Origin of the sequence: Plantimonas leprariae, from assembly GCF_008802405.1 — a bacterium.
Lineage (GTDB): Bacteria > Pseudomonadota > Alphaproteobacteria > Rhizobiales > Rhizobiaceae > Plantimonas > Plantimonas leprariae.
In genome coordinates this window covers 394,852-418,367 of sequence record NZ_VZDO01000001.1, presented here as the reverse complement: position 1 = coordinate 418,367, position 23,516 = coordinate 394,852, and the positions used below count along the sequence as shown (strand labels likewise).

Annotated in this window: 22 protein-coding genes; 21 read left to right on the top strand and 1 reads right to left on the bottom strand. The window is 70.1% G+C overall.

Going from position 1 to position 23,516, the window contains the following annotated elements; all coding sequences use genetic code 11:
* The first annotated feature begins 8 nt into the window (after positions 1-8).
* Positions 9-866, top strand: a complete 858-nt coding sequence (olsB, locus tag F6X38_RS01935; RefSeq protein ID WP_343033182.1) for a l-ornithine N(alpha)-acyltransferase — start codon at positions 9-11, stop codon at positions 864-866.
* 78 nt (positions 867-944) lie between these two features.
* On the opposite strand, the gene F6X38_RS01930 is transcribed toward olsB, so the two are convergent.
* On the bottom strand, positions 945-1,250 hold the full coding sequence (locus F6X38_RS01930; RefSeq protein WP_150967836.1) for a DUF1236 domain-containing protein: 306 nt from the start codon (positions 1,248-1,250) through the stop codon (positions 945-947).
* Positions 1,251-1,478: 228 nt separating this feature from the next.
* Between F6X38_RS01930 and mutS the strand changes: the two genes are divergently transcribed.
* The 20 genes from mutS to rimP all read left to right on the top strand — a co-directional run bounded on the left by mutS (position 1,479) and on the right by rimP (position 23,494).
* Positions 1,479-4,184 (top strand): DNA mismatch repair protein MutS, encoded by a 2,706-nt coding sequence (gene mutS / locus F6X38_RS01925; RefSeq protein ID WP_150967835.1) that lies wholly within the window; start codon positions 1,479-1,481, stop codon positions 4,182-4,184.
* A gap of 258 nt (positions 4,185-4,442) precedes the next feature.
* Entirely contained in the window at positions 4,443-7,211 is a 2,769-nt protein-coding gene (locus F6X38_RS01920; RefSeq protein ID WP_425482814.1) for a [protein-PII] uridylyltransferase, read from the top strand.
* Positions 7,208-8,824, top strand: a complete 1,617-nt coding sequence (gene murJ, locus F6X38_RS01915; protein ID WP_150967833.1) for a murein biosynthesis integral membrane protein MurJ — start codon at positions 7,208-7,210, stop codon at positions 8,822-8,824. The genes F6X38_RS01920 and murJ overlap by 4 nt, the downstream gene beginning before the upstream one ends.
* Positions 8,821-9,213 (top strand): VOC family protein, encoded by a 393-nt coding sequence (locus F6X38_RS01910; protein ID WP_150967832.1) that lies wholly within the window; start codon positions 8,821-8,823, stop codon positions 9,211-9,213. Before murJ ends, F6X38_RS01910 begins: the two co-directional genes overlap by 4 nt.
* Before the next feature lie 73 nt (positions 9,214-9,286).
* Entirely contained in the window at positions 9,287-10,369 is a 1,083-nt protein-coding gene (gene trpS, locus F6X38_RS01905) for a tryptophan--tRNA ligase (RefSeq protein ID WP_150967831.1), read from the top strand.
* Positions 10,370-10,412: 43 nt separating this feature from the next.
* Positions 10,413-10,904, top strand: a complete 492-nt coding sequence (locus tag F6X38_RS01900; RefSeq protein ID WP_150967830.1) for a universal stress protein — start codon at positions 10,413-10,415, stop codon at positions 10,902-10,904.
* Positions 10,905-10,986: 82 nt separating this feature from the next.
* A complete protein-coding gene (locus F6X38_RS01895; protein ID WP_150967829.1) occupies positions 10,987-11,550 on the top strand; it encodes a NifU family protein in 564 nt (187 codons plus the stop codon).
* Positions 11,551-11,557: 7 nt separating this feature from the next.
* A complete protein-coding gene (gene tsaB / locus F6X38_RS01890) occupies positions 11,558-12,268 on the top strand; it encodes a tRNA (adenosine(37)-N6)-threonylcarbamoyltransferase complex dimerization subunit type 1 TsaB (RefSeq protein WP_246191135.1) in 711 nt (236 codons plus the stop codon).
* Between the two features lie 59 nt (positions 12,269-12,327).
* Positions 12,328-12,855, top strand: a complete 528-nt coding sequence (locus F6X38_RS01885) for a GNAT family N-acetyltransferase (RefSeq protein ID WP_150967828.1) — start codon at positions 12,328-12,330, stop codon at positions 12,853-12,855.
* Positions 12,856-12,872: 17 nt separating this feature from the next.
* Positions 12,873-13,775, top strand: coding sequence for a lyso-ornithine lipid O-acyltransferase (gene olsA, locus F6X38_RS01880; RefSeq protein WP_425482809.1), 903 nt, complete (start codon positions 12,873-12,875; stop codon positions 13,773-13,775).
* Between the two features lie 44 nt (positions 13,776-13,819).
* On the top strand, positions 13,820-15,217 hold the full coding sequence (gene miaB, locus F6X38_RS01875) for a tRNA (N6-isopentenyl adenosine(37)-C2)-methylthiotransferase MiaB (protein ID WP_246191158.1): 1,398 nt from the start codon (positions 13,820-13,822) through the stop codon (positions 15,215-15,217).
* A gap of 2 nt (positions 15,218-15,219) precedes the next feature.
* On the top strand, positions 15,220-16,275 hold the full coding sequence (locus F6X38_RS01870) for a PhoH family protein (protein ID WP_150967826.1): 1,056 nt from the start codon (positions 15,220-15,222) through the stop codon (positions 16,273-16,275).
* The gene (gene ybeY, locus F6X38_RS01865) at positions 16,272-16,811 is read left to right on the top strand and encodes an rRNA maturation RNase YbeY (RefSeq protein WP_246191134.1); all 540 of its coding nucleotides are present in this window, start codon (positions 16,272-16,274) and stop codon (positions 16,809-16,811) included. Before F6X38_RS01870 ends, ybeY begins: the two co-directional genes overlap by 4 nt.
* Positions 16,808-17,854: a hemolysin family protein gene (locus F6X38_RS01860; protein ID WP_150967825.1), complete on the top strand. Its 1,047-nt coding sequence runs from the start codon at positions 16,808-16,810 to the stop codon at positions 17,852-17,854. The genes ybeY and F6X38_RS01860 overlap by 4 nt, the downstream gene beginning before the upstream one ends.
* A 102-nt stretch (positions 17,855-17,956) precedes the next feature.
* Positions 17,957-19,558 carry an apolipoprotein N-acyltransferase gene (gene lnt, locus F6X38_RS01855; protein WP_425482813.1) on the top strand — a complete coding sequence of 534 codons (1,602 nt, stop codon included), beginning with the start codon at positions 17,957-17,959 and terminating at the stop codon, positions 19,556-19,558.
* 111 nt (positions 19,559-19,669) lie between these two features.
* Complete coding sequence (locus tag F6X38_RS01850; RefSeq protein WP_150967823.1) at positions 19,670-20,095, top strand: helix-turn-helix domain-containing protein; 426 nt, start codon at positions 19,670-19,672, stop codon at positions 20,093-20,095.
* A gap of 133 nt (positions 20,096-20,228) precedes the next feature.
* The gene (gene metK, locus F6X38_RS01845) at positions 20,229-21,443 is read left to right on the top strand and encodes a methionine adenosyltransferase (RefSeq protein WP_150967822.1); all 1,215 of its coding nucleotides are present in this window, start codon (positions 20,229-20,231) and stop codon (positions 21,441-21,443) included.
* A 28-nt stretch (positions 21,444-21,471) separates the two neighbouring features.
* Positions 21,472-22,191, top strand: coding sequence for a tRNA (guanine(46)-N(7))-methyltransferase TrmB (gene trmB / locus F6X38_RS01840; RefSeq protein WP_150967821.1), 720 nt, complete (start codon positions 21,472-21,474; stop codon positions 22,189-22,191).
* 64 nt (positions 22,192-22,255) lie between these two features.
* The gene (locus F6X38_RS01835) at positions 22,256-22,723 is read left to right on the top strand and encodes a GNAT family N-acetyltransferase (protein WP_150967820.1); all 468 of its coding nucleotides are present in this window, start codon (positions 22,256-22,258) and stop codon (positions 22,721-22,723) included.
* Positions 22,724-22,870: 147 nt separating this feature from the next.
* A complete protein-coding gene (gene rimP, locus F6X38_RS01830) occupies positions 22,871-23,494 on the top strand; it encodes a ribosome maturation factor RimP (protein WP_150967819.1) in 624 nt (207 codons plus the stop codon).
* The last annotated feature ends 22 nt before the right edge of the window (positions 23,495-23,516 follow it).

The window sequence follows — 23,516 nt, the reverse complement described above, 5'->3', positions numbered from 1 at the left end:
ACGATCGGATGAGCATGGCGGCTGACATCGGAACGCTTCCCGCCCCGGCGGCGGGCAAGACCGGACGCGCGGCATCGAGAGTGCTGGGGCGACTCGGAACGCTCGAGGTTCGCCTGGCGCGCTCGGCGACCGAGGTGCGGGCGGCGCAGGAGCTTCGCTACCGCGTCTTCTTCGAGGAGATGTCGGCGAAGGCGTCGCGCCGGCAGCAGGCGTCGCGCCGCGACAGCGATTCGTTCGACCGCTTCTGCGACCACCTCCTCGTCGTGGAAACGGCCAGCGGCACGGACGCGATCGTCGGGACCTACCGGCTGATGCTGCCCGAAGGAGCGGCACGGGCCGGTGGCTACTACACGGCCGGCGAGTTCCGGATCGAGGAACTTCTCAAGCGGCATCCCGACAAGCGCTTCCTGGAACTCGGCCGCTCCTGCGTCCTGAAGGAATACCGCTCGAAGCGGACGGTGGAACTCCTCTGGCAGGGGATCTGGGCCTATGTGCTGGAGCACCGGGTCGACGTCCTGTTCGGCTGCGCCTCGCTGGAGGGCGACGATCCGGCCCTCCTCGCCGCGCCGCTGGCCCTCCTCGGCTCCGCCGCGCCGGCCCCGGCCGAATGGCGCGTCGGCGCGCTGGAAGGCCGCGCCGTGCCGCTGCCGGCCAACGCCGTTCCCGCCGACGCCAAGCGGGCGCTCGGCCTCCTGCCGCCGCTTCTGAAGGGTTATCTGCGGATTGGCGGCGTGATCGGCCCGGAAGCCGTGGTCGACCGGCAGTTCGGCACGGTCGACGTGCTCGTCGTCCTGCCGGTGGACAACATCAACGCCCGCTACGTCACCTATTACGGCAGCGACGCCGGCCGCCGCTTCGTCGCCTGACGGCGGCGGCGGGACGGGGACCGGCGGCAGAGGGCTGGCGGAAAGGAACCGCCGGACCGCTTCGGAGTGGTCCGATCGCTAGTGGCCGATGCGCACGACGCTGCGCGTCGACTGCTCCACGATCACCGGCAGGCCGTTGTAGTAGAAGTAGCTGTAGGTCTTCTCGTCCGCGCAAGGCGTGAGCTGCACGCCGACCGGCACCGACGCGCCGAGGCTCGGCGCGATCTTCAGGGTCGCGTTCTCCACCGGGTTGTCCACCGCGTACTGGTAGACGTTGACGCGCGCGGGCTGCGCGGCCTTCGCCGGCGCCTGTGCGCCGGCTCTCGCCGCCGGCAGCGCCAGCGCGGCAAGAAGGACGAGGGAACGCAACAGCTTCGCTTTCATCGATCAGCTCGACACGGTGCCGGAAGACGCGTCAAACGCGGCCGGCTGTAATTCACATATGCCGATATGGGTACAGCATGATCGAAATTCAGCCATACCGCAATCGTTCCATGAGCGAATGCCACGCAGGCCCCATCGGATGCGTTAAGCCGGCCGGCGCTGGGGACGAATCGGGCCGGCGGCTGTCATTTCCGCCACAGGGAGGATAGGGTCCGGCCCGGACGGCGGATGGCGGAGAACGCGGCGATTTCGGCGACGGACACGAGCGGCGGCGGCGCGCCGACGCCGATGATGGCGCAGTACATCGAGATCAAGGCGGCCAACGCCGACTCGCTGCTGTTCTACCGGATGGGCGACTTCTATGAGCTGTTCTTCGAGGACGCGGCGGTGGCCGCCCGCGCGCTCGGCATCGCGCTGACCAAGCGCGGCAAGCATCTCGGCCAGGACATCCCGATGGCCGGCGTGCCGGTGGTCTCGGCCGACGAATATCTCGCCAAACTCATCTCGCTCGGCCATCGCGTCGCGGTCTGCGAGCAGGTCGAGGACCCGGCGGAGGCGAAGAAGCGCGGGGGCAAGTCGGTGGTGCGGCGCGACGTCGTGCGGCTCGTGACGCCCGGCACGATCACCGAGGAAGCGCTGCTGGAGCCAGGCCGCCCGAACCACGTCGCGGCGATGGCGCGGCTCGGCGGGGCGAACGGGGCCTTCGCGATCGCGTGGGCCGAGTTGTCCACCGGCGCCTTCGCCGTGCGCTCGACCGAGGCCGGGCGGCTTCTCGCCGACATCCGCGCGATCGACCCGGCCGAGCTCGTCGTCGGCGACGCGCTGTTCCACGACGAGGCGTTGAAGCCTGTCTTCGCCAGCCTCGGCCGGCTCGCGCGGCCCGAGCCCGCCAGCCTTTTCGACGGCGCGACCGCGGAAGGCCGGCTCGCCCGCTTCTTCGACGTCGCGACGATGGGCGGCTTCGGCGACTTCGCGCGGGCCGAGCTCGCCGCCGCCGCCGGCCTCCTCGCCTATCTGGCGCGCACGCAGGTCGCGGCCCGCCCGCCGCTCGGCCGGCTCGCCCGCGTCGAGACCGGCGAGACCATGCTGATCGATCCGGCGACGCGCGCCAGCCTCGAACTGACCCGCTCGGTCGCGGGCAGGCGCGAGGGGAGCCTCCTCGGCGCGGTGGATCGGACCGTGACGGGCGCCGGCTCGCGCCTTCTCGCCGCGCGGATCGCCAACCCTTTGGCCAAGGCCGCGGCGATCGCGCGACGGCACGACGCCGTTTCCTTCCTTCTCGCCGAGCGCCGCCTCGGCGACGCGCTGCGCGCCGGCCTGAAGGGTCTGCCGGACGGCGAGCGGGCGCTGTCGCGCGTCGCGCTCGGCCGCGGCGGACCGCGCGATCTCGGCGCGCTCCGCACCTTCCTCGAAGGCGCGCGCGAAACCGCCGCCGTGCTGGCGGGGGCTGAGGCCCTCACGCACGAACTCGGCGAGGCCGCCGGGCAACTGCGCGCGCTGCCGGGCGACCTCGAAGCCGAGCTGTCGCGAACGCTCGGCGACGACCTGCCGCTGCAGAAGCGCGACGGCGGCTTCGTGGCAGCGGGCGCGATCCCCGACCTCGACGAGGCGCGGAGCCTGCGCGACGAGTCGCGGCGGGTGATCATGGAACTCCAGGCAACCTACGCGGCCGAGACCGGCATCCGCTCCCTGAAGATCAAGCACAACAACGTGCTCGGCTACTTCATCGAGGTGGCCGAGGCGCAGGCGGGGGCGCTGAACGGCACGGAGGAGGCGCGCCGCCGCTTCTTCCATCGCCAGACCATGGCGAACTGCATGCGCTTCTCGACGGGCGAACTCGCGGACCTCGAAAGCCGCATCGCCGCCGCCGCCGCGACGGCCCTGAAGCTGGAACTCGACGCCTTCGAGCGGCTCGTCGTCCTTGTCTGCGAGGCGGCCGCCCCGATCCGCGATGCGGCGCAGGCCCTCGCCGTTCTGGACGTCTCCGCGGCGCTCGCCGACCTCGCGAGCGCCGAGAACTGGACGCGCCCCCTCGTCGACGACAGCCTCGCCTTCCGCATCGAGGGCGGGCGGCACCCGGTGGTGGAGGCGGCGCTGAAGAGCGGCTCCGGCGACCCTTTCGTCCCCAACGACTGCGATTTGTCGGGCGAGGCCGGCAGTCACCGCGGCGGCGCGATCTGGCTCGTCACCGGGCCGAACATGGGCGGCAAGTCGACGTTCCTGCGCCAGAACGCGCTGATCGCCGTCCTCGCGCAGGCCGGCAGCTTCGTGCCGGCGGCAACCGCGCATCTCGGCACAGTCGACCGGCTGTTCAGCCGCGTCGGCGCTTCCGACGACCTCGCCGAAGGGCGCTCCACCTTCATGGTCGAGATGGTGGAGACCGCGGCGATCCTCAACCAGGCCGGCCCGCGCTCCCTCGTGATCCTCGACGAGATCGGGCGCGGCACCTCGACCTATGACGGCTTGTCGATCGCCTTCGCGGCGGTCGAGCATCTCCACGAGGTCAACCGCTGCCGGGCGCTGTTCGCGACGCATTTCCACGAGATGACGGCGCTGTCCGCCCGGCTCGACCGGCTGTCGAACGCCACGATGCGCGTCAAGGAATGGCAGGGCGACGTCGTCTTCCTCCACGAGGTGCGGCCCGGCACGGCCGACCGCTCCTACGGCATCCAGGTCGCCAAGCTCGCCGGACTGCCGCCCCGCGTCGTCACCCGCGCCCGCGACGTCCTCCGGCAGCTGGAGCGCTCCGGCGAAGGGCGGCGCGCGGCCTTCGTCGACGACCTGCCGCTGTTCTCGGCGGCGGCCAGCCGGCAGGAGCCGGCGGCGCCGGCCGAACCGCCCGCCGCGGTCGAGGCCCTCAAGAGCCTCGATCTCGACGCGCTGAGCCCCCGCGAAGCGCTGGACGCGCTCTATCGCCTGAAGGCGATGACGTGACGGGCGCGCCGTCGCCGGGCATCCGGGCGCGCTTAACGCCCCGGTCAGCCGTTCGGCCTATCCTCCTGCGGCGATAGCCCTTATAGGGCGACGCTCGAACGGAACGCGACGCTTCGGTGAAGCTTCGCGCCCGGCAGGACCGAACCCTTGATGCCCTTCCTCAACCGACGCGTTTCCGAAGCCGCGGCCCCGCCGGCCGCCGTGCCGCAGCCGGCCGATCCGGAAGGCGTGATCGAGGTCGGCTCGCTCCTGCCGCGGATGGCGGCGCTCGCGGCGGAAGGCCCCGGCGGGGCGGCCTCGCCCGCGGTCAGGGCCAGCGTCCAGGCCTTTCTGAAGGGACGGATCGCGGAAGGCCGTCGCCAGGCCGAGGCGATGCTGTTCTCCGACGGCAGCGGGCTCGGCTGCGCCCGGCGCCTGTCGGCCCTGCAGGACGAAGTGATCCGCGCCATCCTCGATTTCGCGGCGGCGCACGTCTTCGACGCGGCGAACCTGTCGAGCGCCGAACGCATGGCGGTGGTGGCGGTCGGCGGCTACGGCCGGGGCGCGCTCGCCCCCGGCTCCGACATCGACCTCCTGTTCCTCCTGCCCTGGAAGCAGACGCCGCTCGGCGAGCAGCTCGTCGAATACCTCCTCTACATGCTCTGGGACCTCGGCTTCAAAGTCGGGCATGCGACGCGCTCGGTGGAGGAGTGCGTCCGCCTGTCGAAGGAGGACATGACGATCCGCACCTCGATCCTGGAGCGGCGGCTCATCCACGGCGAGCCGGCGCTGTTCGCCGAGCTCTCCGCGCGCTTCGCGAAGGATGTGCAGGAAGGGACCGGCCGCGCCTTCATCGCCGCCAAGCTGGCCGAGCGAGATGCGCGGCATGCGAAGAGCGGCGACACGCGCTATCTCGTCGAGCCGAACGTCAAGGAGGGCAAGGGGGGCCTGCGCGACCTCCACACGCTGTTCTGGATCGCCAAGGACTTCTACCGCGCCGAGCGCGAGGAGGAGCTGGTTGCGGCGGGCGTCTTCTCGCGCGGCGAGGCCGCGACCTTCCGCAAGGCGGCCGACTTCCTCTGGGCGGTGCGCTGCCACATGCACTTCCTGACCGGCAAGGCCGAGGAGCGCCTTTCCTTCGACATCCAGCCCGAGATCGCGAGCCGGCTCGGCTACAACTCGCATCCGGGCCTTCGCGACGTCGAGCGCTTCATGAAGCACTACTTCCTGATCGCTAAGGACGTCGGCGACCTCACCGGCATCTTCTGCGCCGCGCTCGAGGACGAGCAGGCGAAGGAATCGCCCGGCATGGTCATGGGCTTCGTGCGCTCGCTGCGCCACCGCTCCCGCAAGATTCCCGGCACGCTCGACTTCCTCGTCGACCACGACCGCATCACGGTCGCGGACGCCAAGGTCTTCGCGAAGGACCCGGTGAACCTCGTGCGCATCTTTGCGCTCGCGGCCGCCCTGAAGCTCGAATACCACCCGGACGCGCTGAAGCTGATCCGCCGCTCGCTGCGGCTCGTCGACCGGACCTTGCGCGAGAACCCCGAGGCCAACAAGCTCTTCCTCGACGTCCTCACCGACCGCCACGACCCGGAGCTGCATCTCCGGCGGATGAACGAGGCCGGGGTGCTCGGCCGCTTCATCCCGGATTTCGGGCGCATCGTCTCGATGATGCAGTTCAACATGTACCACCATTACACCGTGGACGAGCATCTCCTGCGTTCGATCGCGATGCTCTCGAAGATCGAGAAGGGCGCGTTCGAGCACGACCACCCGGTCTCCACCGAGATCGTCGCGACCATGCGCGACCGCACCCCCCTCTACGTGGCGCTGCTCCTCCACGACATCGCCAAGGGGCGGCCCGAGGACCATTCGCGCGCCGGGGCGAAGATCGCGCTGGAGCTCTGCCCGCGCTTCGGCCTCGACGAGCGCGAGACCGAGCTCGTCTCCTGGCTGGTCGCCGACCATCTCATCATGTCGATGGTGGCGCAGCAGCGCGACCTCGGCGACCGCAAGACCATCCTCGACTTCGCCGAGAAGGTGCAGACGCTGGAGCGGCTGAAGCTCCTGACCGTCCTCACCGTCTGCGACATCCGCGCGGTGGGACCCGGCGTCTGGAACGGCTGGAAGGGCCAGCTCATCCGCAACCTCTACTACGAGACCGAGCCGGTGCTGACCGGCGGCTTCTCGCAGACGCCGCGCGCCAAGCGCCTCGAAGGCGCGAAGGCGGCGCTGGCTGCGCGTCTCGCCGACTGGTCGGCCGCCGAGCGGGAGCGCTACATCGATCTCCACTACCAGAACTACTTCCTGACCGTGTCGCTCGACGATCAGGTCCGCCACGCCGAGTTCGTACGGGCCGCGGACCGCGGCGCGGACCCGATCGCGACGGTTGCCCGCACCGACGCGTTCACGGCGATCACCGAGCTGACCGTCCTCTGCCCCGACCATCCGCGCCTCCTGTCGCTGCTGACGGGCGGCTGCGCCGCGGCCGGCGCCAACATCGCCGACGCGCAGATCTTCACCATGGCGGACGGGCGGGCGCTCGACGTGATCAACCTCAACCGCGCCTTCGCGGAGGATGCCGACGAGATGCGCCGGGCGGCGCGGATCGACGCGCATATCCGGGCGCTGCTCGGCGGCCGGGAGGCGATGCCGGGGCTCATCGCCAAGCGGCGCGGGGCGCGCGGGCCCGCCGCCTTCGCCGTGCAGCCGCAGGTGACGATCGACAACCAGCTTTCGAACCAGTTCACCGTGGTGGAGGTGGAAGGTCTCGACCGGCCGGGCATCCTGTCCGACATGACCGGCGCGCTCGCCGATCTTTCGCTCGACATCCGCTCCGCCCACATCTCGACCTACGGCGAAAAGGTGGTCGACGTCTTCTACGTCACGGACCTCACCGGCATGAAGGTTTCCAGCGAAAGCCGGATCGAGCGGATCGTGCGCCGCCTGACGGCCGTCTTCGAGGAGCCGGACGGCGAGGCGACGTCGCCCGCCGCCATGCGCTCCGACCGCGCCTTCGGCATCCGGACCGCGCAGCAATGAGTCTGGCGGGCAAGTTCGCGACCGTCGGCGGCGCGACCCTCTTCAGCCGCATCTTCGGCTTCGGCCGCGAGATGATGATGGCCTCCGCCCTCGGCATCGGGCCGGTGGCCGACGCCTTCAACCTCGCCTTCCGCTTCCCGAACCTCTTCCGCCGCCTCTTCGCGGAAGGGGCGTTCAACTCGGCCTTCATCCCGCTCTTCGCCCGCTCGCTGGAGGAGGAGGGGGAGGAGGCGGCCCGCGACTTCGCGACCGAGATCTTCTCGACGCTCTTCGTGGTGCTGGGCACGCTGACCGTCGTCGCCATGGTCTTCATGCCGGCGCTGGTGAAGACGATCATCGCGCCGGGCCTCGCGACCTGCGTCGACGACCCGACGGTGCCGGCGCGCCAGGCGATCTCCTGCGACGACCGCCTGGCGATCACCATCGCCTATTCGCGGATCATGTTCCCCTATCTCGCCTGCATGTCGATGCTGGCGATGGTGTCGGGCATCCTCAACGCCTTCCGCCGCTTCTTCGCCGCCGCCGTCGCGCCGTCGATCCTGAACTTCGTGCTGATCGCCGTGCTCGTCTGGGGCTTTTGGCACGGCGCGCCGCAGCGCGAGGTCGGATACCTGATGAGCTGGGGCGTCCTCGTCGCCGGCGTCGCGCAGCTCCTGATGGTGACGGTGGCGATGCGGATCGCCGGCTTCGGCATCGGGCTGCGCGTCCCTCGCTGGACGAGAAAGCTGAAACGCCTCCTGGTTCTCGCCGGCCCGGCCGCGCTGATCGGCGGCATCACGCAGATCAACCTCTTCGTCGGCCAGGCGATCGCCTCCTACAAGCCGGGCGCGGTATCGATCCTGCAATATGCCGACCGGCCGTACCAGCTTCCGCTCGGCATGGTCGGCGTCGCGATCGGCACCGTGCTCCTGCCGGAACTTGCACGTTCGCTGAAGGCCGGCCGCATCGCCGAGGCGCAGCACACGCAGAACCGCTCGCTCGAATTCGCGCTGTTCCTGACCGTCCCGGCCGCCGTCGCGCTCTTCGTCATCCCGGACCCGATCATCCGGCTGATCTACGAGCGTGGCGCCTTCGAGCCCTCCACCACCCACGCCGTCGGCGCGGTGCTCGGCCTCTATGCCCTCGGCTTGCCGGCCTTCGTCCTGATCAAGGTCTTCTCGCCGGGCTACTTCGCGCGCGAGGACACGCGGACGCCGATGGTCGTCACCGGCGCCTCGGCGCTCGCCAACATCGTCCTGTCGCTCGCACTGTTCTACACCATGGCTGAGCAGGGGATCGCGCTGGCGACGACGCTCGCCGGCTGGATCAATGCCGGCCTCCTGTTCGACGGCCTCAGGCGGCGCGGTCTCTGGGAGCTCGACCGGGCGCTGGCGAAGCGGGCGGCGCTCGTCGTCGGCTCGTCGCTGGCGATGGGGGCGGTGCTCTACGTGCTGCGGGCGGAGTTCGCCGCCTGGATCGGACCGGGCTCGAAGGTGCCGGAACAGGTGTCCGGCATCCTGGTTCTCGTCGCCGTCGCGATGGCGATCTACTTCGCCCTCGCGCTCGCCACCGGCGCGGTGGACCGGGCGCTGGTCAAGCGGCTGCTGAACCGTCGGAAGGAGCGTCGCGCATGAGCCGGATCGCGCTCGCGACCGTCCTCGTCGCCGACTACGACGAGGCGATCGGCTGGTACGCCGCCCTGCCGGGCTTCCGCCTCCGTGACGACACGCCGCTCGGGGAGGGCAAGCGCTGGGTCGTCGTCGGGCCGAAGGGCGGATGCGGCCTGCTCATCGCGCTGGCCGCGGACGAGGCGCAGCGCGCCGCGATCGGCAACCAGGCTGCCGGGCGAGTCGCCTTCTTCCTCCATACGGACGATTTCGTCCGCGACCATGCCGCGATGCTGGCGGCGGGCGTCGTCTTCGTCGAGGAGCCGCGGCACGAGCCCTACGGGACGGTGGCCGTGTTCCGCGACCTCTACGGCAACCTATGGGACCTGATCGAGCCGAAATCGGGAGCGGCTTGATCCACTTCCCGGCTTGGCCCATAGAGCGGCCGGCCTTCGTGTCCGCGGGGCCGGCAGTCCGAGGATCCCCGCGATGAGCACCCCATCCGAGCGCGGCTTCAGCCCGCGCGTCTTTTCCGGCATCCAGCCGACCGGCAACCTGCATCTCGGCAACTATCTCGGCGCGATCCGGAAGTTCGTCGAGCTGCAGGCGAGTCACGACTGCATCTTCTGCGTCGTCGACCTCCACGCCCTGACGGCACAGCTCGTGCAGGACGATCTCGTCTCGCAGACCCGCCAGATCGCCGCCGCCTTCATCGCCTCCGGCATCGATCCCGAGAAGCACATCGTCTTCAACCAGAGCCGGGTCCCGGGACACGCCGAGCTCGCCTGGATCTTCAACTGCGTCGCGCGCATCGGCTGGATGAACCGGATGACGCAGTTCAAGGACAAAGCGGGGCGCGACCGCGAGAACGCCTCGCTCGGCCTTCTCGCCTATCCGAGCCTGATGGCGGCCGACATCCTCCTCTACCGCGGCACACATGTGCCGGTCGGCGACGACCAGAAGCAGCATCTGGAACTCGCCCGCGACATCGCGGCGAAGTTCAACAACGACTTCTCGGGGCGGATCGAGGCGCTGGAACTCGGCGTCCCGATGCGGATGGGCGAGGAAGACGTGAACGGCTACTTTCCGCTGACCGAGCCGCTGATCGAGGGACCGGCGACGCGAGTGATGAGCCTGAAGGACGGCTCGAAGAAGATGTCGAAGTCGGACCCCTCCGACCTGTCCCGCATCAACCTCACCGACGACGCCGACACGATCGCGCGCAAGATCCGCAAGGCGAAGACCGATCCGCTGCCGCTGCCGGGCGACGTGGAAGGGCTCGCCGGCCGGCCCGAGGCCGACAATCTCGTCGGCATCTACGCGGCGCTGAAGGGCGTCACCAAGGCGGAAGCGATCCGCGACCAGGGCGGCCGGCAGTTCTCCGAGTTCAAGCCGGCGCTGGCCGAGCTTGCGGTGGAGGTGCTGGGACCGGTGACGGCCGAGATGCGGCGCATCATGGGCGACCCCGCCGAGATCGACCGCGTCCTCGCCCGCGGCGGCGAGCGGGCGAACGAGATCGCGGGAACGACGATGCGGGATGTCAAGCGGATCGTCGGCCTGCTGGACGACTGATCGCCGCTTGCAGGCGGCGCCTCGCCCGCGCATATCTTCGCCCATGGTCTCCATGCGCATCGGCCGGGACGCCGGCGGCAAACGCAAGTTCCTCGCCGTGATCGACGCGACGCCCGAATGCGGGCTCGCCGCGAACTATGCGGCGCGGCGCGCGAAGGCGAGCGGCGGCGGCGTCGTGCTGCTCTACGTCGTCGAGGCGGAGGACTTCTCGCACTGGCTCGGCGTCGGCGAGATCATGCGGGCGGAGGCCGCGTCGGAAGCCAATTCCCGGCTGTCGCGCATCGCCGAGGACATCCGCGAGGCGGTCGGCATCGAGCCGGAGGTGGTGACGCGCGAGGGCGTCGTCGCCGAGGAGATCCTCGCGCTCATCGAGGCCGACCGCGAGATCGCGATCCTGGTTCTGGCCGCCGGCACGTCGAGCGAGGGGCCGGGACCACTCGTCTCCTCGATCGTCGGCAAGCCCGCCGCCTTTCCGATTCCCGTGACGATCCTGCCGGGCTCGCTGACCGCGGATGAGATCGAGCACCTGTCCTGAAGCGTGCCGCCCTTTCGCGGCGGCCCACAAAGGCTTATCTGATAGGCGACGGCTTTTCCTGACGTTCGCACGGAACGGGACGATGTTCATCCAGACCGAGACCACGCCGAACCCGGCGACCCTGAAGTTCCTGCCCGGCCGCGTCGTCTACGAGGACGGCGCGACCGAGTTCCTGACCGCCGACGACGCGCTCGCCCGCTCGCCGCTCGCCGCCAAGCTGATGGCGGTGCCGGGCGTCGCGAGCGTCTTCTTCGGCTTCGATTTCGTGACCGTCACGAAGCGGGACGGCGACTGGGCCCACCTGAAGCCCTCGATTCTCGCGGCGATCATGGAGCACTTCATGTCCGGCGCGCCCGTGATGGCACCTTCCTCCGCCGCCCCCGCCGAGACCGGCGAGGAGTTCTTCGCCGACGGCGACGCCGAGATCGTCGCGACCGTGAAGGAACTCCTGGAAACGCGGGTCCGGCCGGCCGTCGCACAGGATGGCGGCGACATCACCTTCCGGGGTTTCCGTGACGGCACGGTCTACCTCAACATGCGCGGCTCGTGCTCGGGCTGCCCGTCTTCGACGGCGACGCTGAAGCACGGCATCCAGAACCTCCTCCGGCATTTCGTGCCCGAGGTCGAGGCGGTCGAGGCTGTCTGATCCCGGCTTGAACGGCCCGATCCTCGCGATCGATACGGCGGGCTCCCGCTGCTCGGTGGCGCTGGTCGCGGGCGACGGGCGGGCGCTCGCCGCCCGCGACCCGGATCTCGGCCGCGGCCATGCCGAGCGGCTGATGGGGCTCGTCGGCGAGGTGCTCGAGGAAGCCGGCGCGGCCTACGGCGACCTGTCCCGCATCGCCGTCTCGGTCGGCCCGGGCTCCTTCACCGGGCTTCGCGTCGGCGTCGCCGCCGCGCGCGGCCTCGCGCTGGCGCTCGGGCTTCCGGTAGTGGGCGTCTCGACGCTGGAAGCGCTGGCCGAACCGTTTCGCGCCGACGGCCCGACGCTTGCGGCGATCGACGCCAAGCGCGGCGAGGTCTGGCTCGCCGGCTTCGGGCCGGACGACGCAGTATTCCTGCTTCCCATCGCGGTCGCCCTCGACGGCCTGCCGGGGGCGCTCGAAGCGCTGCCCGTTCCGGCGGTCGTCGCCGGCAGCGGCGCGTCGATCCTCGCCGCCTCGTTTCCCGGCGCCCGCGTCGAGAACGGCGAGGGCCGCGTCGACGTCGTCGCGCTGGCCCGGATCGCGATGCGGCGGAGCGCCGGCGAACCGCCGCGACCCCTCTATCTGCGCGGCGCCGATGCCAAGCCGCAACGCTCCGGGCTTTCCGTCCGAGATTCCCGCGACCCGGACCTTGCCCCGACCGGACCGGGCGGACGATAGTGGGCTAAGCGTTCGGCAGGGGGCCGGCGCGTCGACCGCTGGAAGGGGGCGGCCACCCGATGCTTTGGTATCTGCCCTGGGTCTGGACCGTGTCGTTCTTTGACAATCTCGTCGGCGGCGGCGCGCAGGCTGTCGCGACCGAGCTCGATCCCGGCGACGTCGACTATGCCGCCGAACTGCATTCGGAAGCCTTCGACCGGCCCTGGTCGGGCGACGAGTTCGCCGCGCTGCTCGCGACCCCCGGCACCTTCGGCTTCCTGGCGAAGCGCGTCGGCGCGCCGACGCTGTCGCCGGTCGGCGTCGTTCTCGTGCGTGCGGCCGCCGACGAGGCGGAGATCCTCACCATCGCCGTCGCGAAACGGGCGCGGGGGCAGGGGATCGGACGGATGCTGATGGACCAGGTGCTCCAGCGCCTCCACGCCGACCGCACGGCGAGCCTGTTCCTCGAAGTCGACGAGGAGAACGCCGCCGCCCTCGCGCTCTATCGGCGCCTGCGCTTCGCCGAGGTCGGGCGGCGACCGGCCTATTACGCCGACGCGAACGGCCGGCGCACCAGCGCGCTGATCCTGAAGCGGGCGCTCCGCTGACGGCCCTCTCCCCCGGCTTGATCGCCAAGCTCCGTGTCGGCTTCGTCGCCGTCGTGCTTGCCGGCATGACGCTCGCGCTCTGGCCGCTGCAGGCGATCTCGATGCGGCGCGGCTGGCGGCTGCAGCGCCGCCTGCCGCAGCTCTGGCACCGGATCGCCGCGCCCGTCGCGGGCATCCGAGTGCTGACGGTCGGAGCCCCGGCCGCGCCGCGACCGCTGCTCATCGTCGCGAACCATCAGTCCTGGGCCGACATCGTGGTGCTCGGCCAGGCGATGGAGCTATCGTTCATTGCGAAGGAAGAGGTGCGCTCCTGGCCGGGCTTCGGCCTGCTGGCGCGCCTGCAGCGCACCGTCTTCGTGTCGCGCGAGCGTCGCCGCGGGGTCGGTACCCAGGCGGACGCCATCGCCGAGCGGCTGGCGGCCGGTGACGCGATGGTGCTCTTCGCCGAGGGCACGACCTCGGACGGCAACGGCGTCCTGCCGTTCCGCACCGCCCTGTTCGGCGCGGTGGAAGGGGCGCTGAAGCGCTCGGGCGAGCCGGAGATGACGGTGCAGCCGGTCTCCGTCGCCTGGCTCGCGGCGAACGGCCTGCCGCTCGGGCGCTTCGGCCGCCCGCTGGCCGCCTGGCCGGGCGCGGTGCCGCTCGTGCCCCACCTGCCGCGCTTCCTCGCCGAAGGCTCGCTCACCGCCGAGCTCCGCTTCGGCCGGCCGGTGCGATTCGCCGCCGGCGACGACCGCAAGGCGCTCGCGAAAGCCTGCGAGCGGCAGGTGCGGCAGCTTCTGGCGACGAGCCTCGCCGGCCACGGGTTCCGCCTCGCGCCTGCGGCGGAACAACCGGCTAGAGAAACGGTGCTTGCGTCGAGCGGCCCCGAGGCCGATACTGCGCACTCGGCGGACGGGACTTTCCAGAAAGGCGCATGACGCTGCGAAACGAAGGCACCATCCCGGCGCCAGCCGGGGGCGGAATGCAGGATGGGGCTCCCGGCGCGAGGGAGCCGAAGAAGGTCTTCATCAAGACCTACGGCTGCCAGATGAACGTCTACGACTCGCAGCGCATGGGCGACGCCTTGGCGAGCGAGGGTTTTCGCGCGACCGAGCGGCAGGAGGAAGCCGACCTCATCCTCCTCAACACCTGCCACATCCGCGAGAAGGCCGCCGAGAAAATCTATTCCGAGCTCGGCCGCATCCGCCTCCTGAAGGCCGAGCGTGCGCGCCAGGGCAAAGGCTTGAACGTCGCGGTCGCCGGCTGCGTCGCGCAGGCGGAAGGGCGCGAGATCATCGAGCGCGCCTCCGTGGTCGACCTCGTGATCGGGCCGCAGACCTATCATCGCCTGCCGGAAGCGCTGCGACGGGTCGGACGAGGCGAGCGCGTCGTCGATACCGACTACGCGGTCGAGAACAAGTTCGACCATCTGCCGAAGGCCGACCGACAGGCGACGCGCAGGCGCGGGGTCGCCGCCTTCCTTACCGTGCAGGAGGGCTGCGACAAGTTCTGCACCTTCTGCGTCGTGCCCTATACGCGCGGCTCGGAAGTCTCGCGCGCCCCGGACGCGATCCTCGCCGAGGCGAGGGAACTGGCGGAAGCGGGCGTCGTCGAGCTGACGCTGCTCGGCCAGAACGTCAACGCCTGGGAAGGCGAGGCGGAAGGCCGGCACCTCGGCCTCGGCGGCCTGCTCCACCGCCTCGCCGGAATTTCCGGCATCCGGCGGCTGCGCTACACGACCTCGCATCCGCGCGACATGGGCGACGACCTCATCGCCGCCCACCGCGACCTCGACATGCTGATGCCCTACCTGCACCTCCCCGTGCAGTCGGGTTCCGACCGCATCCTGAAGGCGATGAACCGCCGCCACAAGGCCGACGACTACCTCCGCCTCGTGGAGCGCATCCGGCAGGCGCGTCCCGGCATCGCCATGTCCGGCGACTTCATCGTCGGCTTCCCCGGCGAGACCGAGGCCGACTTCGCCGATACGCTGCGGGTCGTCAGCGAGGTCGGCTACGCCTCCGCCTTCTCGTTCAAGTATTCGCCGCGTCCCGGCACGCCCGCCGCCGACCTCGGGGAACAGGTGCCGGAAGAGGTGAAGACCGAGCGCCTCGACCGGTTGCAGGCGCTGATCCGGGCGCAGGCGAGCGGCTTCATGGACAGCCTCGTCGGCACTGAGATGGACGTTCTCGTGGAAAAGGACGGGCGCTACCCGCACCAGAGCGTCGGGCGCTCGCCCTATCTCCAGCCGGTGGTCCTGGCGAAATCGGCCGGCGCGGTCGGCGACATCGTCCGCGTCTCGATCTCGCGCGCCGGGCCGAACGCGCTGATCGCGGCCGGCGGCGAGCCGGAGGCCGTAGCCTTGAAGACGGTCGCGTGAGGATGGAGCGTCCTGCGGTTCCCGGCGCCGCGGCCCCCCGTTCCGGGGCGTCCGACATGGCCCACATCGTCCTGACCTACGAGGACAACCGTCTCGTCGGCGCGCTGTTCGGCCAGTTCGACCAGCATCTCGCCCTCCTCGAGCAGCGGTTGCGCATCGACGCGCGGGCGCGCGGCAACCGCGTCGAGCTGCGTGGCGAGCAGACCGCCTGCGAGCAGGGGCGGCGCGCCCTCGACATGCTCTACGAGCGGCTGCAGACCGGGGCCGACATCCAGGCTTCCGACGTCGAGGGCGCGATCCGCATGGCGATCGCGGAAGGCGACCAGCTCGTGCTGCCGACGCTGGAGAAGAAGGGGCGCATGGCGCTGGCGACGATCGCGACCCGCAAGCGCACCATCCATGCCCGCAACCCGGCGCAGGACGCCTATATGCGCGCGCTGGAGCGGGCGGAGCTGGTGTTCGGCATCGGGCCGGCCGGCACCGGCAAGACCTATCTCGCCGTCGCCCACGCCGCGCAACTCCTGGAGCGCGGGCAGGTCGACCGCATCGTCCTGTCGCGCCCTGCCGTCGAGGCCGGCGAGCGGCTCGGCTTCCTGCCGGGCGACCTGAAGGAGAAGGTCGACCCGTATCTCCGCCCGCTCTACGACGCGCTCTACGACATGATCCCGGCCGACAAGGTCGAGCGCTCGCTCGCCGCCGGCGCGATCGAGGTCGCGCCGCTCGCCTTCATGCGCGGCCGGACGCTGGCCAACTGCTGCGTCATCCTCGACGAGGCGCAGAACACGACCACCATGCAGATGAAGATGTTCCTGACCCGCCTCGGCGAGAATGCCCGCATGGTGGTGACGGGCGATCCTTCCCAGGTCGACCTGCCGCCCGGGCAGAAGTCGGGCCTTGTCGAGGCGCTGCGGGTGCTCGGCGACGTGCCGAACATCGTCACCGTCCGCTTCGAGGCGAAGGACGTGGTGCGCCATCCGCTCGTCATGGCGATCGTCGAGGCCTACGACGCCGACGCCGCGAAGGTCCGCGTGCCGGGCCTCCCCGGAGAGCGGGCGTGAGCGCCGCGGCGCTCGCCGTCGAAGCCGCCGGCGGCGATGCGATCGAGCTGAACCTCGCCCTCGAGGACGAGCGGTGGGTCGAGGCGCTGCCGGACTTCGAGGAACTCGCGCGCGGTGCGCTTCTCGCGCTCGGCCGTCGCCTCGCCGTAACCCCGACGGAACTCGGCCTGACCCTCGCGAGCGACGCGGCGGTGCGGACCCTCAACGCTGAGTGGCGCAACAAGGACAAGCCGACCAACGTCCTGTCCTTCCCCGCTCGCGACCTCACCCCCGGCGAGGCACCGGACGCGTTGCTCGGCGATCTCGTCCTGGCGCTGGAGACGTGCCGGCGCGAGGCGGCGGCGGAGGCGAAGAGCCTCGCCGACCATTTCCGTCATCTCGTCGTGCACGGCACGCTGCATTGTCTCGGCTACGATCACGAGGACGACGCGGCGGCGGACGAGATGGAGGCGCTGGAAGTCCTGATCCTCGGCGATCTCGGGATCGCCGACCCCTACCGAGACATGGAAAACCACGAGGAGCCCGTTCGGGCATGAATCAGAGAAGCCGCAACGAAGCGCGGGCGGAGATCGCCCGCGAGGAGAAGGAGGCGCCGGCCGAGCGCTCGCGCGAGGAGGACCGAAGTCCCGCGGCGGCCGACGCCGCTGCCGAATCCAACTGGCCGGGCTTTCTCGCCGGCATCGCGCATTTCCTCCGCCCCAAGGCGTCGAGTTCGCGCGAGGACATCGCCGAGGCGCTGCTGAAGGGCACCGGCGACGGCGCCTTCTCCGCCGAGGAGCGGGCGATGCTGACCAACATCCTGAAGCTGCGCGAGGTGCGCGTCGAGGACGTCATGGTGCCGCGCGCCGCGATCGACGGGGTGCAGATTTCCGCCAGCCTCGGCGAGCTGATGCTGGAATTCGAGCGCTGCGGCCATTCCCGCATGCCGGTCTACGGCGACGGGCTCGACGATCCGCGCGGCATGGTGCACATCCGCGACGTGCTGCTCCACGTCGTGAAGAGCGCACGCAGCGACGAGGGTGAGGGCGGGCCGCTCGATTTCGGCCGGGTCCGCCTCGGCGGGGCGGTCGAGGAGCTCGGCCTCCTGCGGAAGGTGCTGTTCGTGCCGCCCTCCATGCTCGCTTCCGACCTGATGGCGCGCATGCAGGCGACGCGCACCCAGATGGCGCTCGTGATCGACGAATATGGCGGCACCGACGGGCTCGTCTCGCTGGAGGACATCATCGAGCGCGTCGTCGGCGACATCGAGGACGAGCACGACGAGGCGGAAGCCCTGATCGCCGAGCGGGAGGCGGGCGTGTTCGAGGTCGACGCGCGAGCCGACCTCACCGACGTCCGGCGTGCGATCGGTCCCGATTTCGACATCTCCGCGCACGAGGAGGAGGCCGATACGATCGGCGGACTGATCTTCTCCGAGCTCGGCCGCGTGCCGCCGGTCGGCGAGACGGTCGAGGCGCTGCCGGGCTTCGCCTTCGAAGTACTGGAAGCCGATCCCCGGCGCCTGCGCCGGGTGCGCATCAGCCGCTCCGCCGCGAAGCGCGACGGCACGTCGGGGCCGCGCCTCGAGGCCGTCCACTAGCACGCCAGGCATGCTCCGGATCAGGTTTCGGGCAAGCTCCGGGTCGGAAAGCCCGGGTCCATGACGGCAAGCAGCGGAACCGCGACCGGAAGGGCGTCGATGATCGAAAGGCTGGCGGCGCGCATCGTGCTTCTCGGCGGCTGGCGGCGGGCACTGCTGGCGGTGGTCGCGGGGGCTCTGCTGACGTTCGGGCTGCCGCCGTTCAACTTCCCGGCCGTCGGCTTCCTGTCCTTTCCCGTTCTCGTGCTGCTCGTCGACGGGGCGGCCGGCGCGCCAGATCGCGGCTTCCTGCGCCGGCTCGCGCCCGCCTTCCGGATCGGCTGGTGTTTCGGTCTCGGTTATTTCGTCGGCGGCCTCTGGTGGCTGGGCGCGGCGATGACCGTGGAAGGCGACGCCTTCCTTTGGGCGATCCCCTTCGCCGTCCTGGGGCTTCCCGCGGTCCTCGCGGTCTATTTCGGCCTCGCGGCGGCCTTGGCCCGCGCGGTCTGGAGCGACGGGGCCGGGCGCGTCCTGGCGCTCGCCGCGAGCTTCGCGCTCTTCGAATACGGGCGCGCCAGGCTGTTCACCGGCTTTCCCTGGAACGAGCTCGGCGTTCTCGCCGCGCCCTCACCGCTCTTCATGCAGTCGCTGGAACTGATCGGCCTGCACGGCCTGACGCTTCTCGCCGTCTTCGTCTTCGCCGCGCCCGTGCTGCTTCTCGCCGTCGGGGGGCGCCCGTTCGCCGTCGTCGCGTTGGTGCTTCTCGTGGCGCATGTCGGCTACGGCGCCTATCGCCTCGGCACGGGGCCGGCGGGGACGGTGCCGGGCGTTTCGCTGCGCGTCGTCCAGCCGAACATCGACCAGGGCGAGAAGTGGGACGCGGCGGAGGCGGAGCGCATCTTCGACCGCCTGCTGCAGCTCACGAAGCGACCGGACGCGGGCAACGATGCGGGCCCGCCGCCGCCCGCCGGCCGGACGCTGGTGATCTGGCCGGAATCCGCCTTTCCCTTCATCCTCACCGAGCGGCCCGACGCGGTCGCCCGGCTCGCCGATGCCCTGGGCACCGGCGAAACGCTGCTCGCGGGCGCGGTGCGGCTCGACGCGTCGCCCGGCGCCGAGCCGCGCTACTACAATTCCGTCTACGCGATCGACGAGAACGGCGAGATCGTCGCCGCGGCAGACAAGGTCCACCTCGTGCCGTTCGGCGAATACGTGCCGTTCGAGGGCTTCCTCAAGAACGTTCTCGGGCTGCGCCAGCTCGCCGAACTGCCGGGCGGGTTCTCGGCCGGCGCGGCGCGGCAAAGCATCGCGCTGCCGGGGCTCGGCCCGCTTTTGCCGCTGATCTGCTACGAGGCGATCTTCGGCGACGAGATCGCGGCGCGCGGCGAGCGCCCGGCCGCGATCGTCAACGTCACCAACGACGCTTGGTACGGCAGGACGCCCGGACCCTACCAGCATCTCCGTCAGGCCGAGCTGACGGCGGTGTCCCTCGGCCTGCCGCTGATCCGCGCGGCGAACACCGGCATATCGGTCGTGACCGATCCCTACGGCCGGCCGCTCGACGGATTGGCGCTCGGCTCGGCCGGAACGATCGAGGCCGCGCTTCCGGCGGCACTGCCGGTGACGCCCTTCGCCAAATGGGGCAATTTCATGTTCTGGATTGGGCTTGCCGGTACGGCAACTATCGGTATTTTTGCTGCGGTGCGGGATGCGCGTGTTGATTGATTGACAATCGCCCGCGTGCACGCCTACGCAACTCGATCACGAAACGGCACGTCGGGGGACGGGACGCCGGACGGCATGCAGCCGATGCCGCTGCTGGAAAGTCGGGGGTTCATGTCGGACAACAAGAAGAAGCCCAACCCGGTCGACGTGCACGTCGGCTCGCGGGTGCGTCTCCGCCGCACGATGCTCGGCATGAGCCAGGAACGCCTGGGCGAGGCGCTCGGCATCACCTTCCAGCAGATCCAGAAATACGAGAAGGGCCTGAACCGCATCGGGGCGAGCCGGCTGCAGAAGATCTGCGAAGTGCTGAACGTGCCGATCTCCTTCTTCTTCGAGGACGCGCCGAACGTCGAGGGCACCGGCGAGGGCTTCCGGGAATCCGCCGGCCCGAACTACGTGGTCGATTTCCTGTCCAGCCCGGAAGGTCTGCAACTCAACCGCGCCTTCGTGCGGATTTCCGATCCGAAGGTGCGGCGGCGGCTGATCGACCTCGTGCGCGCGCTTGCCGACGCGGAAGACGAGGCGACGTCGAACTGAAGCGGCAGCGTTCGAGCCGCTATCCCGATCCCGTTACAACGGTTTCGCTTGACGTGTGATCGAGTGGCTTGTCATCGGCTGACGATGCCGCTGGCTGAGCCGGTTCGGCACCGAAATTTCGAAGGGGCGGTTGATGGCATTGGCTGAGTACTTGTTCACGTCGGAGAGCGTGTCGGAAGGGCATCCGGACAAGGTGTGCGACCGGATCTCGGACGAGATCGTCGACATGTTCTACCGGGAAGCGAAGAAGAGCGGGATGGCGGCGTCGCAGGTCCGGGTGGCGTGCGAGACGCTGGCGACGACGAACCGGATCGTGATCGCGGGCGAGGTGCGCTGCTCCTTGTCGGAGAAGGAGATGCGCTCGAAGGTGAAGTCGGCGGCGCGGAAGGCGGTCAAGGCGATCGGCTACGAGCAGGACGGCTTCCACTGGAAGAAGAACAAGATCGACATCCTCCTGCACAAGCAATCGGCCGACATCGCGCAAGGCGTCGACGCCAGCGGCAACAAGGACGAGGGCGCGGGCGACCAGGGCATCATGTTCGGCTATGCCTGCCGCGAAACGCCGGACCTGATGCCGGCGCCGATCTACTACGCCCACAAGGTGCTGGAGCGCCTGGCGACGGCGAGGAAGGGCGGCGAAGGCGAGGCGGGCAAGCTCGGGCCGGACGCGAAAAGCCAGGTGACGGTGCGCTACCGCGACGGCCGGCCGGCGGAGGTGGTGTCGATCGTGCTCTCGACGCAGCATCTCGACGAGACGCTGTCTTCCGAGGATGTCCGGCGCATCGTCGAGCCCTTCGTGCGTGAGGCCTTGAGCGGGTTGCCGATCGCCGAGGATTGCGTCTGGCACGTCAACCCGACCGGCAAGTTCGTGATCGGCGGTCCGGACGGCGACGCGGGGCTGACGGGACGCAAGATCATCGTCGACACCTATGGCGGGGCGGCGCCGCACGGGGGCGGGGCGTTCTCGGGCAAGGACCCGACCAAGGTCGATCGGTCGGCGGCCTATGCGGCACGCTATCTCGCCAAGAACATCGTGGCGGCGAAGCTGGCCGAGCGCTGCACGATCCAGCTTTCCTACGCGATCGGCGTCGCCGAGCCCTTGTCGATCTATGTCGACCTCCACGGCACCGGCACGGTGGACGAGGCCAAGGTCGAACAGGCGATCCGCTCGACGATGCGACTGACGCCCCGCGCGATCCGTGAGCATCTCGACCTGTCGCGGCCGATCTACGCCCGGACGTCCGCCTACGGCCACTTCGGCAGGAAGGCCGGCCGCGACGGCTCGTTCCCCTGGGAAAAGACCGACCTCGCGCCGAAGCTCAAGGCCGCCATCAACGGCGCCGTCTGAGCCGAGCCTTCGAGGAACTCGAAACAGCATGACCACAGCCGAGGAAAACGAACGCCCGCGCCGCCGGCGCGAGGCCTTCTTCGGCCGCGTCATGGGCAAGGCGCTCACCGAACGGCAGGCCGACCTCTTCGAAACCCTCCTGCCAGGCCTCGCCATCGACCTCGGCATGCCGCCGCCGCGCGACCTCCGCAGCCTGTTCGAGACGGCGGTCGAGGCCGTCCGGCTGGAGATCGGTTTCGGCGGCGGCGAGCATCTCCTCGCGGAAGCCGATCGGCATCCGCAGGTCGGCTTCATCGGCGCGGAAGCCTTCCGCAACGGTCTCGCCAAGATGCTGACGAGCCTCGACGAGCGGGCCCGCCCGAACCTCAGGCTGCATGCGGACGATGCGACGCTGCTCCTCGACTGGTTGCCGGCGGGCGCGATGGTGGGCGTCGATCTGTTCTACCCGGATCCCTGGCCGAAGCGGAAGCACTGGAAGCGGCGCTTCGTCTCGCCGCGCAACCTCGACCGGCTGGCGCGGGCGATCCGGCCGGGCGGCCTGTTCCGTTTCGCCTCCGACATCGACACCTATGTCGACTGGACGCTGCAGCATATCCACGCGCATGGCGGCTTCGAGTGGACGGCGCGGCGAGCCGACGACTGGCGACGGCCCTTCGAGGGCTGGCCGGGGACGCGCTACGAGGCGAAGGCGATCCGCGAAGGGCGGACGCCGGCCTACCTGACGTTCCGGCGACGGGACGAGGCGTAGGCGTCGCCTCCCTTGCCTACGACCGCTGCCTTTGCGATGGCGCGAGAAGCATCGGGAGACGTCGTTGTTCCGGATTTCGGACTACCGCAACTGCCGGCACTACGGTCCGCTCATCGCCGAGCGCGTCTGGACCGCGTGGTGGCAGGATTCAGGGGTCGCACTCGTCGATTTTACGCGTCACGTCGACGAGATGGCCGACGACCGGCCGATCCCGGCCGCGTTCGTCGCGCATGACCAGGACGGCTATGCGGGCTCGGCCTTCCTGATCGAGTCCGATTTGGACGAGCGGCCCGAGTGCCGGCCCTGGATCGCGGCGCTCTGGGTCGAGGAGGGCAAGCGGGGCCGGGGCATCGCCACGGCGCTGTTGCGGGCTGCGGCGGCAGGCGCCGCCGAGCTCGGCCACGAGACCGTCCATCTTTGCTGCCGCCGCCATCTCGAATCCTTTTATGAAACCCGCGGCTGGCGCGTCGAGGAACGCGGCGTCGGCCCGCACGACCTCAGCGTGCTGATCCACCGACGGAAGGACGCTTGATCGACCGCTTCGTTTGGCCTATATCGCCGGTGAAATCTCTACGGCGTTGTCGAGAGTGGGTCCCGCCGGTCCCGCTCTTTTTTGTTATCCGGGTCCGGCAAACCCTGCTCTCGCAACGGCGTTACCAGAGGCAAACCGGAGTCGAGGTTGACCGACCTGACCACCATCGACGAAACCGCGCGCGAACCCCGCATCGTCATCGAGACGGGGCTGGAAGCCCGCATCGCGGCGATCGTGGAGCCGGTCGCGGAGCAGGTGGGCTTCCGGCTTGTCCGGGTGAAGCTGTCGCAGCAGAACGGCATGACGCTGCAGGTCATGGCCGAGCGGCCGGACGGCACCATGTCGGTCGACGATTGCGAGGAACTCAGTCGGGCGCTGTCGCCGGTGCTCGACGTCGAGGATCCGATCGACCGCGAGTACCATCTGGAAGTCTCCTCGCCCGGCATCGATCGGCCGCTGGTCCGCCGCAGCGACTTCGAGGCCTGGCGCGGCCACCTGATGAAGCTTGAGGCGAACCGCATGGTGGGCGGGCGCAAGCGCTGGCGCGGCCGCGTGTCCGCCGTGACCGATTCGGGCATCCGCATCGAGCGCGATCAACCGCCGCCGGACGAGGACGCCAGCGCCGAGATCCCGTTCGACGCGGTCGGCGACGCGCGCCTCGTCCTCACTGACGAGCTGATCGAGGCGACGCTGAAGGCCGACAAGCAGGCGCGGCGCGGGCTCTTCGCAGGCGGGGCCGACAACGACAACGACGAAGAGGCCTTCGGCTGAGCCGGAGTTTCCAAGGGAGAAG